We start from the raw sequence: 11,622 nt of genomic DNA, 5'->3' as shown, positions 1-11,622 counted from the left end.
GGCGCAGTTGACCCGGGTTCGCCGTCCGGCGCGCGATCCAATTCCTGCCTTTCCGGCGAAGGTGGCGGATAGGGCGCAGTTGACCCGGGTTCGCCGTCCGGCGCGCGATCCAATTCCTGCCTTTCCGACAAAGGCTCTTCTTCGGCGCCATGATTATTTTGAGCAGCAGCGGAATTTGCTCCTGTTGCGAGCATAAACGCAAACATCAATGCCAATAGCAACACAGAGAGAGAACCGTCCGCCGCTCGCGACAGCAACAAGTTTGCATTGCGATTTTTATTGCATTGCTGCGTACGGACCACGCTGAAGCTCCCAATATAAATTAGCCAGCACGCAAACATTTCGAAAATACAGTTAAAAAAATAACGCTCATAGATAAAAAATGTCAAGAATTTTCAACTAAGTATGACGGAGCGATAACGGTCTGTATTTCTTGAAAAAATATGACATCGCACGTTAACCCGCCTCCGCCAGAAATTCCGGCAGCATCGCCTTGAATGCCGCGACGTCGATGGAAAAATCTGATTTTGAGCGGCGCGCCGGGTCAGTGGCCTCGCCATGAAGGGAAAAGAAGCGGCCCTGTTTCAGATCGGTCAGATCCCAGAAAAAATCGTCCTGCATGAACGGGCTGGTCAAAGCGAAAACTCCCACGCCGCGCGGCGAAAACACCAGGCTAGTCAAGCCTGCGCCGCAATTGCCCACGATCAGCTCCGCTCCAGCGAAAATCCGCAACTGATCGGCGAAGGATAATCTTCCCGGATCGACGCTGACGAAACCCAACGGACGCAGCAACGAGAGGATGTCCTTTTCATTGGTCAAGCGGCGGCTCTTGCCGGAATTGCGCGTGACATAAAGCCGTTTCGGACCGTCGCGTTTTGCTCCCAGTTTTTCTGGCAGGCTTTCCAGAAGTTCGATGGCCCGAGGCGACTTGACCCAGGGATGTTGCGAGACCGGCAGCGGATAATGCAACCGCTCGAAAATCATCGGGCCGCGCCGCATGCCGACGATCTGCTCGGGCTTGACGCCGAACAAGGCCAGGCTGTCAAGATAGACGCGGCTCATGCCTCCCGTCTTGGCGGTGACGACGATCCGGCATTGCGTCAAATCGCAAAATTGCGCGGCTATGGCGATGCGCGGCAGCAACTCGACCAGCCAGTGGCCGTAATTGCCGTCCCAGAACTGGCGCAGATAAATCGTTTCGCCCGACAGAAAACGGATCGGTCTCAGCGGCCAGATACGGATTGTCAGGCCGCCGCCCAGCCGCGAAAACGGCTTGAACTGCTGCGTATCGTCGCTGTTGGTCAGGCTTTCAGCGATAATTTCGCCGTCCCTGGTGAGCAGGACGCCACCGCCTATGGCGCAGGCCTCGTCAAAGGTCGCCACGCCTCCCGGCGGCGGCGACGCCGGCATGGAGCAAAGACGGTCGATCGCTGGATAGAATTCCGTCGGCGCCTTTTTTATGCACGGCTTTTGCCGCCTGTAGGCCTGTTCCGGCGGCAGAGGGTAAAAAATACGGGCGGCGTCGGAGGCGGCGACGATCCGCGCCTGTCGGCGGGCAAAAGAAGTCCAGGCCAGCCGCCAGCGCCCGAACGGGAGCAGACGCCAGCGAAAGTTTTTACGCGCGGAAAATTCCATTCCGTGTTTTCGCTCAATAGGAAATCTGCGGCGGCTCGGCCGGCGGCGGCGCAGCGATCGGCCCGGTCGCGCCAAATCCTTCGACGGGCAGATCGACGGCGATCGGACCGGCCTTGGCGAAATTCAGGGTCGCATGGACGACCCCGCCTGGAAACATTGCAGCTTTCAGGCCGACCAGCATCAGATGAGTGGCGCCCGGTTTCAAAACGACGGTCTGGCCCGGCTTGATCTCGATTCCCTGGGGCAGCTCGCGCATTTTCATGACCCCGCCCTCGGACCTGGTTTCGTGGATTTCCAGTTTTTCGGCCACGTCGCTGGTCCCGCCGAGCAGACGATCCGGCTCCGCGCCTTTGTTCTCGATGGTCAGGAAGCCGACGCCGACGGTCGCCCCGCGCACGGTGGCGCGCGACCAAGGCGCGGATACCTTGATGTCGGCAGCCAGCGCTGCGCTGGCGAAAAGCCCCGCCGCTAGCGCAGCTGAAGCCCAAAAAGCCTTGCGCGAAAAGATCATCGTTCTCTCCCCTGTTGCAGCCCCACGCCCTTATCGTCCCGTGCGCGCCAAAAAGCATAGGCCAGCGCCATCGCAAGAACAGCTCCTGCCGGCGGCGCGAATTCACCCGTGTACACAAGCGGCAGCGGGCTGGCGAGAACAAGGGCGTCTGCCGCCGCCATTTGTCCGGCCAGCCAACCCAGCAGCCCCGCGCCCGCCCAAACCAGCGGCGGCTTGCGCAGGACGTTGATGAAACCCGCCGAACCCAAGGCGAGCAAGGGAATCGACAAGGCCAGGCCGAACTGGATCAGCGGCCTTGAACCCTGCGCCGCCGCCTGCACCCCGACCATATTCTGCAAGGCGATCGGCGCGTCCATCGCCAGGCAGGCCAACAGCGCCGCCGACAGGCTGCGAAGCGGCGCTTTCGCCGCCGATGTTTCGCCACGCCTCGCCAAGGACACGGCCCCCCAGATCAGCACCATCGCGCCGACAAGCCCCACCCCGGCGAGGCGGCCATAAGCCAGCAGCGCAAAGGCCAGAGCCGCACGCAGAAGGATGAACAGCACGGTTCCCAGCAACACGCTGGAGCGCCGTTGCTCCTGCGGCAAGGCGCGGGTCGCCAAAGCGAGCATTACGGCGTTGTCGCCGGACAAGAGGAAATCCAGCCAGACAATCTCGATCAGGCTGGCGAGCGACTGCGAGACGTCCATGGTCGTTTCTCTCCGGGCGCCAAACTGGCAAAAAAATCAATCCAAGGCCAGCGCTTTCGCCATGCCCTCGATGGCGCGCGCCGCGCGGTTCAATTGCGCGCCGCGCCAATCCGGCAGGTGAACGAAACATGCGCGCCGATCCATCAACAACGAGAGGTATAAGCTTTCGTTGCAAAGGTAATCGCCGGCGTGGCGGGACACAGCGGCGGGAACGCCACTTTTTCGCGCCAGAGCGACGAGGCGCGCGGCCCGACAAGGGCTGTGCAAGAACTCCGGCGCGCCATGGACGATGGAACGGCTCCAGGCAAACTGTTTCGCCGCATCCGGGCGCAACAATGATACGCGGTTGCGCGCCAGCGTTTCGACCGAAAGTCTTTTCCGCCTTGCCGCTACGCCGAGCAGCAGCACGGCGTCCGGGCCGGTCTCGGCGAACAGGCGGCATAGCCTTGGCGACAGCGCCTCAAATTCGACCGGCAGCACCGCGACATGCAGGTCGATCCCGGCGAGGGCGAAGGCGTTTTTCCGCCGGCGTAAATCCTCGGTGAGGATCTGGGCCGGATTGGCCGCCTGCCCGGGAAAGGCGCCAAAACCGGCAATCAGCAACGATTTGCGCATGTTCGGACGCTCAAAGGCCAATGGCGGCGGCGATCTTCTCCACCGCGACGGTCGGCGACAGGGCGCCTTCCGCCACCTGGCGCTCCAGTTCCGGCAGCAGGGCTTTCGCGGAAGCGTTGGAGCGCAGGCGCGAGAAGAAGAAATCCTCCAGCATGGTCCACATCCACTTCACCTGCTGGTCGCGGCGTTTTTTGGCGCCTTCGCCCGAAGCCTCAAAACGGCGGCGATGCTCGATCACCTGCGCCCACATTTCCTCCAGCCCGATATTGTCCCGGCCGGAAATCAGCACCACCGGCGGCGACCAGTTCGGCGAGGCCTGCTGCATGATGTGCAAGGCCGCGCGATATTCGCCGGCCGCGGCGACAGCGCGGTTGCGGCCCTCGCCTTCCGACTTGTTGACCGCGATCATGTCCGCGAGTTCCAGCACGCCCTTCTTGATGCCCTGCAATTCGTCGCCGGCGCCGGGAAGCATCAGCACCAGGAAGAAATCGGTCATGTCGGCCACCGCCGTCTCCGACTGGCCGATGCCGACGGTTTCGACCAAAATCACATCGAAACCCGCCGCCTCGCACAGCAGCATGGTCTCGCGCGTTTTCGCCGCCACGCCGCCGAGCGTGCCGGAAGAGGGAGAGGGGCGGATGAAGGCGTTGCGCTCCGCCGAGAGGCGGGCCATCCGGGTTTTGTCGCCGAGAATCGAGCCGCCCGTGCGGCTCGAGGAGGGATCGACAGCCAGCACCGCGATTCTGTGGCCGGCAGCGACGAGATTGGAGCCCAAAGTGTCGATGGTGGTCGATTTGCCGACGCCCGGCACGCCGGTAATGCCGACGCGCATGGCCGAACCAGTGAAGGGCAGCAGGTTCTGCACCAGCGTCCGGGCCAAAGCCTGATGCTCAGGCTTGCGGCTTTCGACCAGCGTGATGGCGCGCGCCAGGGCGGCGCGGTCGCCGGCGCGCAGGCGCTCGGCAAGGGCGGCGATGTCGATGGCGCCAGGACGATGAGAGACGGTCATGCCGCTTTATAGGCGGGCCGGCGCCGCGACGAAAGGCGCCCTCTTACGGAATCCCCGCCGATCCGGGCTGCAAAGCCGGGCCGCCATAGCCGCCGCCATGCGCCTGCACGGCGTTGACCGAGACGCCCACCATCAGATGATCGGTGATGGCGTAATTGAAGCCGGCGCCGACGGTGGTCAGCGTGGTCGATTGCGAGTTGCGGCTGAAAAGATTGTTGAGCGAATCGAGGCCGGCCGGCGCCCTGTTCAAGCCGTTGGTCGCATTGGCCGTGCCGACGCCGAAGGTGACATAGGGCATGAAGCGGCCCATATCGTAGCCCACATTGACATTGGCCATGCCGTAATTATAGCCGCGCGGGCCGTAATTAGAGAGGCCCGGCAGATAGCCGACGCCACCCTGCACGCCGACCACGATATTATTGTCGAATTCCTTGTTGTAGCCAAGAAATCCGCCGCCTCCGAAACCGCCGTGGGTCCCATGCCCCATGCCGGAAACGCCATAGGCCTCCGTGCCCATGGTCAGGCCGGTCCAGGGATTTTTCTGCGCCGCCGCCTCGGCCTCCGCCTGGCTTGTCGTCACCAGTGGCGGCGGTTCGCCGCCGGCGAAATATGGCAGGTCGGCGGCCTGGACGGGCGCAGCCAAGGCCAGACAGAGTAGCGGCGGAAAGCAGATGGCGGCGCGGATCATTCAGGCCTCACGGATTTTGCGCCAGTGTAATCGCTGACAAGTCTGGCGACAACGTGGCAGGAAACCTTAGTCCCGCCACCTTCCGGCTTGGACGCGGACCCCGCATAAAATCCTGCATGGCGCCTCGGACAAGGACATTTCGAGGCCGATCACCGTCGCCGGCGCCGCCGGGACCATGCGGATGGGGCTGAATTGAGGCTCAAGAGTGTTATTCGGCCGACTGCCGGAAGGCGGCCGCCTCCGGCTCGATCGCCTCGAGCACGGCCTGGCGCCATTCCCGCTTGATCGGCAAGATAGGCGGGTTCGGCGCCAACTCGGGCTCCGGCGTCGCCGGGGCGATCGACTCGATATTCTCGGTCTTCGACGCTTTGCGCATGAACAGATTATAGACCATCCACTGGGCGCGATTCCTCTTGCCCTTGAGGGGGAATCGGCTGGCGATCGACTTGGCCGAATAGAAGCCCTTGTAGGCGCCGTCGAGTCCCAGGCGCAGCTCGTCGGGCTGCATACTCGCCGGCCGGAACACAACGTGGCCTTGATCGTACATCGTCCAGTCATAGGAGACGATGCGTTTCGCCTTCTTCATTTCATACCAGGTCAATGTGCCCGGATAGGGCGTCAGCGCGGAATAGGCGCAGGCGTCATAACCGGTCTTGATGTTGAACTTCACCGTCTCATCGAAAACGGACGTGTCGTCGCCGTCAAAGCCGAACATGAACAGGCCGAACACCGAAATCCCGTAGGAATGGATCTTTTCCACCAGGGTGGCGAAATGATCCGGCTGGTTGACCATCTTGTGGACGCTTTTCAGCGTTTCGCGATTGATCGACTCGAAGCCGATGCTGAGCATGGTGCAGCCGCTTTCGGCTGCGAGTTCGAGCATGCGGTCGTCTTCCGCCAACTTTGACGTCACGCCCGCCTGCCAATGAAATCCGCGCCCTTTCATGGCGCGCATCACTTCCTTCGGGCGCTCCGGCGTGCCGAAGAAATCCGCGTCATTGATCGAAATCGTGCGCGAACCGCACGCCTCCATTTCCGCGATCACTTCATCGACCGGACGGTAACGGAATTTGAGGCCGTTCATCAGGGGCTCGGCGCAGAAGGTGCAGCCGGTATGGCAGCCGCGCGACGTCTGCACAAAAGTCTTGTTCACATAGCGATTCTTCTTGAGCAGATCGTAGCGCGGCATCGCCATGCCGGCCATCGAATGCAAAGTCGGCGACTTGTACAGCCCGCGCATAAAGCCGTTTCGCAGATCGTCGAGCAGCTTGGCCATCACCAGTTCCGCCTCGCCGACCACCACCGCGTCGCAATGGGTCAAGGCTTCCCGAGCCATGAAACTGGGATGGACGCCGCCCATTACGACGGGAACGCCCCTGGCGCGAAACGCATCGGCAATTTCATAGCCGCGATTGACGTAGCTGGTCATCGCCGAAATGCCGACGAGGTCGGCTTTCAGGTCGAAGTCGATGGTCTCGATGTTCTCGTCTGTCAGCACCACTTCATATTGATCGCGTGGAATGCAGGCGGCCACGGCGAGCAAACCCGCCAAGGGAGAATAGAGAGCTCGATTCAAATAGATCGGCCGGGTCGTCAACGAATCCGTCTTCGGATTGATGAGGTGAACTACGCGCGCGCCCAAAGGCAAACTCCGGAGCGGGTTGACCGTCGTCCTTCAACGACAGGGGCTCGCGGGAGTTCCGTGTTTTTGCGTTTGATCGTCGTGATGGTTATCCCGGAGCAGGCGGACACCATCCGCCAGGCCGGTAAACGGTCCCGTTCACGCTTCGTCGGCGACTTTCGCGATTTCGCGGTAGCGGGCCCGCAATTCGTCGATGCAGATTTTTTCGCCGTTGCGCTCGAAATGCCAGAATGTCCAGCCGTTACAGGCCGGGAGGCCTTGAGTGAGCGCGCCGATCTTGTGGATCGAGCCGACGATGTCGCCGAGAGCAACGGCGCCGTCGGCGCGCACCATCGCCTGGTGGCGGCGCTTTTGGTCGAACAACATCGTTCCGGGCGGGATCATCGCCGCCTCGACAAGGCTGGCGAAGGCGACGCGGGGCTCCTGCCTCTTGCCGAGCGGCGTGCTGAACGCCGCATCGTCCATCGGTTCGGCGGCGAGGATGCGGGCGCGCGCCGCGTCGATATAAATTTCGTCGCGCTCGCAGCCGATGAAATGCCGGCCGAGCTTCTTGGCGACCGCGCCGGTGGTTCCCGAGCCGAAAAAAGGATCGAGCACAACGTCGCCGGGCTTTGACGCCGCCATGAGGATGCGCGCGAGAAGCGCTTCGGGCTTTTGCGTCGGATGGGTTTTCCGCCCCGCCACGTCCTTGAGCCGCTCAGCTCCGGTGCAGATCGGGAAGAACCAGTCCGAACGCATCTGGCGGTCCTCGTTGCCGGCCTTCAACGCATCGTAATTGAAAGTATAGTTTTTCGCCCCGGCGCTTTTTGACGCCCAGATCATGGTTTCATGCGCATTGGTGAAGCGCCGCCCCCGAAAATTAGGCATGGGATTGGCCTTGCGCCAGACGATGTCGTTGAGAATCCAGAAACCCAAGTCCTGCAGGATCGCGCCGACACGGAAAATATTGTGGTAGGAGCCGATGACAAAAATCGTCGCCTCCGGCTTCATCGCCTTTTGCGCGGCGGCGAGCCAGTCGCGGGTGAAACGGTCGTAATCGGCGAAGGAGGCGAATTTGTCCCAGTCGTCGTCGACCGCATCGACCTCGGATTGGTCGGGCCGGGTCAGGCCGCCTTCCAGCTGAAGATTGTAAGGAGGATCGGCGAAGACCAAATCGACGCTGGATTCCGGCAGGGCGCGCATCGCCTCGATGCAATCGCCGGTCAATATGCTGTTCAGGGGCAGAGTTCCATTCGCAAACCGGGGCTTGCCGTCCGTTTCCGGACGGCCAGCCGTCCTTGGTCCAGTACGCGAAACCAATTTCTGGACTTTGGAACCGGCCGTCCCGGCGCGAAGGATACTCATGAACTCAAAACCACAACGCGACTGACTGACAAAACGAAACTACGCGCAACGCGGTAAAGAACAGGTTTAAGTAAGGCGCGGGGTTATGTCCCTTTTCCGCACGTAAGGCTTAACGAATTCTGAGGATTACCCAACGGCGGCCGGCATGGACGACAAGCGTTAACAGGCGGTGAAGATGAAACCGCGCCGCGCCAGCTTGAGTTGTTAAGAAATTATAAGACGCTCGTTGCGTCAGGCATCAATTCCGATGAGGAGCCGGATCGGGGCATAGCTGCGCCGATGTTCGCGGCAAGGGCCCAACCTTTGCAGCGCCGCGCGATGCGCCTCCGTCGAATAGCCGGCGTGATCGGAAAAACCATAGCCGGGATGAAGCAGGTCTAGCCGCGCCATCAGCCGGTCGCGCGCCACCTTGGCGACAATCGAGGCGGCGGCGATGGACAGGCTGATGGCGTCGCCGTCGATCACTGCGCGCCCCGGACAGGGCAGGTTTGGCAGGTCGTTGCCGTCCACCAGCACGAATTGCGGGGCGATGGACAGCGCCTGCGCCGCCCGCGTCATGGCCGCCAAAGTCGCCTGCCGGATGTTGATGGCGTCGATGACCGCCGCGGGCGCGAAAACCACCGAAACCGCCAGGGCGCGGGCGAAAATTTCCTCATAAAGCGCCTCGCGCCGCGCGGCGGAGAGTTTTTTCGAATCGTCGAGGCCCTCAGGCAGATTGTCCCGGTCGAGGATCGTCGCGGCGACACAGACCGGGCCGGCGAGCGGGCCGCGCCCGACCTCGTCGACGCCGGCGATCAGGCCGATACCCTGCGCGAGAAGAACGGTTTCGAGTTCGAAATGCGCGCTCAAGCCTCGCTCTCCTCAATAGCGGCCTTGAGGGCGCGCAGATCACGCCAGGCCTGGGCCTTTTTCAGCGGCGCCCGAAGCAGATAGGCTGGGTGCAGCATCGGCAGCGCCCGAATTTTTCGGCCGCCGAATTCGACTTCGCGCCAATGGCCGCGCAGCCGCATGATCCCCTCTTTTTCGTTCAGCAGGGTCTGGGCGGCGGAGGCGCCGAGCAGGACGAGAAAATCCGGCGCGACCAGTTCGATCTGGCGGCGGACGAAGGGCAGGCACAAAGCCACTTCCTGCGGCGTCGGCGGCCGGTTGCCGGGAGGTCGCCAGGGCACGACGTTGGCGATATAGACTTTTGTGCGGTCGAGGCCGATGGCGGCGAGCATCTTGTCGAGCAACTGCCCGGCCCGGCCGACGAAGGGCTTGCCGATCCTGTCCTCTTCGGCGCCCGGCCCTTCGCCGACGATCATGATCTTCGCATTTTCCGCGCCATCGGCGAAAACCAGATTGGTCGCCGAGTTTTTCAGCGCGCAACCTTCGAAGGCGGCCAGTTTTTCTCGCAACTCGGCCAAAGTGCCGGCGCTCACCGCCTGTTCGCGCGCGTTTTTCGTCGCGGCGTCATGCGAAAGCGCCGCCGCCGCCATGCCCGGATTTACTTGCGCCGTATTTACTTGCGCCGGATTAGCAGCCGCGAGGTCGGTTTTTTGCGTTGCGCGTTTGGCGGGACGCGGCGCCTCCGGGGCGGGAGCGGGGGGAGGCGGTGTTGGCTCTTCCGGGGCGGCTTCCACAACCCTTGCCGATTTCTGCCGCGCCGAAAGGGCAAAACGGTCGTGTGGTTGCTCGCTGACCGGACAATCGACGCCCATCTCGACGTACCAGCGCAGAAGCGCAGCGAGATTTTCGTGATCCGGGGCGGATGGAATGGGCATGGACGTTTCTAGCTTCACCCTTTCCTTCGCGCAATTGTTTATGTATGAACTAAATACGCGGGCATTGACTCTATTGGCTACAGACAAGAGACAAGGCCGCGTAGCGCTATGAATCCAGCAAAGCAAGGCGCAACAAATCAGCGTCGCCGGGAAGAGAGTGATGAGCAAAGTCGGGAACGAGCCGCGCGAGGCTATGGATTATGACGTGGTGATCGTCGGCGGCGGCCCCTCCGGCCTGGCGGCGGCGATTCGGCTGAAACAGATCGACCCCGGCCTTTCCGTTGTCCTGGTGGAAAAAGGCTCCGAAATCGGCGCCCATATCCTGTCCGGCGTGGTGATCGACCCGATCGGCCTCGACAAGCTGTTGCCGGGCTGGCGCGAGGCGCCCGATTGTCCACTGAAAATAGAGGTCAGCGAAGACCGCTTTTATCTGCTGGGTCCGTCCGGCGGCGTTCGCCTGCCCAACGTCGTGATGCCGCCGCTGATGAATAATCACGGCAACTTCGTTGGCTCGCTCGGCAATGTCTGCCGCTTCCTCGGCGCCAGGGCCGAGGAGCTAGGCGTCGAAATCTATCCGGGCTTCGCCGCCACCGAGGTGCTTCATGGCGACAAGGGCGAGGTCGTCGGCATCGCCACCGGCGACATGGGCGTCGGACGCGACGGCAAGCCTAAGGACTCCTTCACCCGAGGCATGGAGCTTCGCGGCAAATACACCCTGTTTGCCGAGGGCGCGCGCGGTTCGCTGTCGAAACAGATCATCGCGGCGCAGAAGCTCGACGCCGGCCGGGAGCCGCAGAAATATGGTATCGGCATCAAGGAATTGTGGCTGGTCGATCCATCGAAACACAAGCCCGGCCTGGTGCAGCACAGCTTCGGCTGGCCGCTATCGGGCAGAACCGGCGGCGGCTCCTTCCTCTATCATATCGAGGACAACCAGATCGTCGTCGGCTTCGTCGTCCACCTGAACTACAAGAACCCGACCCTGTCGCCCTTCGAGGAATTCCAGCGCTTCAAGGCGCATCCGATGGTCCGCGACGTCTTCGCCGGCGGCAAGCGCCTGTCCTATGGAGCACGCGCGCTGACCGAGGGCGGCTGGCAATCCGTCCCGAAACTGTCGTTTCCCGGCGGCGCGCTGATCGGCTGCGCGGCGGGTTTTATCAACGTGCCGCGTATAAAAGGGTCGCATAATGCGGTGCTTTCGGGAATGCAGGCGGCGGAAGCGGCGGCCGGGGCAATCAAGGCCGGCCGCGCCCATGACGAACTGGCCGATTACGATTCCGGCTGGCGCGGAAGCGCCATCGGCAAGGACTTGAAGAAGGTGCGCAACGTCAAGCCGTTGCTGTCGAAACTCGGCACTCATCTCGGCGTCGCGGCCGGCGGGGCCGAAATGTGGCTGAACGATCTGTTCGGCCTGACCCTGTTCGGCACGCTCAAACACGGCAAGCCGGATTACGCCTCGCTGAAACCCTTGTCGAAGGTCAAGCCAATCGTCTATCCCAAGCCCGACGGCGTGATCAGTTTCGACAGATTATCCTCGGTGTTCCTGTCCAACACCAATCACGAGGAAGACCAGCCGATTCACCTGAGGCTCGCCGATCTGAACATTCCGGTGGCGAAGAACCTGCCGCTCTATGGCGAGCCGGCGCGGCTCTACTGCCCGGCGGGCGTCTATGAAGTGCTTTACGGCGACGAGGTCAAAAAAGCCGATCCGCGCTTCGTCATCAAC

12 protein-coding genes are annotated in these 11,622 nt (G+C 62.2%); 1 reads left to right on the top strand and 11 read right to left on the bottom strand.

Going from position 1 to position 11,622, the window contains the following annotated elements; genetic code table 11:
• The 11 genes from ACLP2E_RS17990 to ACLP2E_RS17940 all read right to left on the bottom strand — a co-directional run.
• Positions 1-389, bottom strand: a 389-nt coding sequence (locus tag ACLP2E_RS17990; protein ID WP_442461627.1) for a hypothetical protein, incomplete at its 3' end; no start/stop codon positions are given.
• Positions 390-456: 67 nt separating this feature from the next.
• Positions 457-1,635, bottom strand: coding sequence for a glycosyltransferase family 61 protein (locus tag ACLP2E_RS17985; RefSeq protein ID WP_442466716.1), 1,179 nt, complete (start codon positions 1,633-1,635; stop codon positions 457-459).
• 13 nt (positions 1,636-1,648) lie between these two features.
• A complete protein-coding gene (locus ACLP2E_RS17980; protein WP_442461625.1) occupies positions 1,649-2,146 on the bottom strand; it encodes a copper chaperone PCu(A)C in 498 nt (165 codons plus the stop codon).
• The gene (locus ACLP2E_RS17975) at positions 2,143-2,835 is read right to left on the bottom strand and encodes a TerC family protein (protein WP_442461624.1); all 693 of its coding nucleotides are present in this window, start codon (positions 2,833-2,835) and stop codon (positions 2,143-2,145) included. The genes ACLP2E_RS17980 and ACLP2E_RS17975 overlap by 4 nt, the downstream gene beginning before the upstream one ends.
• Positions 2,836-2,871: 36 nt before the next feature.
• Entirely contained in the window at positions 2,872-3,450 is a 579-nt protein-coding gene (locus ACLP2E_RS17970; RefSeq protein ID WP_442461623.1) for a pyroglutamyl-peptidase I family protein, read from the bottom strand.
• Between the two features lie 10 nt (positions 3,451-3,460).
• Complete coding sequence (gene meaB / locus ACLP2E_RS17965; protein ID WP_442466715.1) at positions 3,461-4,459, bottom strand: methylmalonyl Co-A mutase-associated GTPase MeaB; 999 nt, start codon at positions 4,457-4,459, stop codon at positions 3,461-3,463.
• A 43-nt stretch (positions 4,460-4,502) separates the two neighbouring features.
• Positions 4,503-5,147, bottom strand: a complete 645-nt coding sequence (locus ACLP2E_RS17960; RefSeq protein ID WP_442461621.1) for an outer membrane protein — start codon at positions 5,145-5,147, stop codon at positions 4,503-4,505.
• Positions 5,148-5,355: 208 nt separating this feature from the next.
• On the bottom strand, positions 5,356-6,789 hold the full coding sequence (locus ACLP2E_RS17955) for a B12-binding domain-containing radical SAM protein (RefSeq protein ID WP_442461620.1): 1,434 nt from the start codon (positions 6,787-6,789) through the stop codon (positions 5,356-5,358).
• Positions 6,790-6,927: 138 nt separating this feature from the next.
• Positions 6,928-8,133 (bottom strand): site-specific DNA-methyltransferase, encoded by a 1,206-nt coding sequence (locus tag ACLP2E_RS17950; RefSeq protein WP_442461619.1) that lies wholly within the window; start codon positions 8,131-8,133, stop codon positions 6,928-6,930.
• 231 nt (positions 8,134-8,364) lie between these two features.
• Complete coding sequence (locus ACLP2E_RS17945) at positions 8,365-8,982, bottom strand: ribonuclease HII (protein WP_442461618.1); 618 nt, start codon at positions 8,980-8,982, stop codon at positions 8,365-8,367.
• Positions 8,979-9,896, bottom strand: a complete 918-nt coding sequence (locus ACLP2E_RS17940) for a uracil-DNA glycosylase (protein WP_442461617.1) — start codon at positions 9,894-9,896, stop codon at positions 8,979-8,981. The genes ACLP2E_RS17945 and ACLP2E_RS17940 overlap by 4 nt, the downstream gene beginning before the upstream one ends.
• 160 nt (positions 9,897-10,056) lie before the next feature.
• On the opposite strand from ACLP2E_RS17940, the gene ACLP2E_RS17935 reads away from it, so the two are divergent.
• Positions 10,057-11,622 (top strand): 4Fe-4S dicluster domain-containing protein (locus tag ACLP2E_RS17935; RefSeq protein ID WP_442466714.1); only part of this gene is annotated, 1,566 nt, incomplete at its 3' end.

The sequence above is a fragment of the Rhodoblastus sp. genome (assembly GCF_052145335.1).
Lineage (GTDB): Bacteria > Pseudomonadota > Alphaproteobacteria > Rhizobiales > Beijerinckiaceae > Rhodoblastus.
This window is presented reverse-complemented; position numbering and strand designations above follow the sequence as displayed.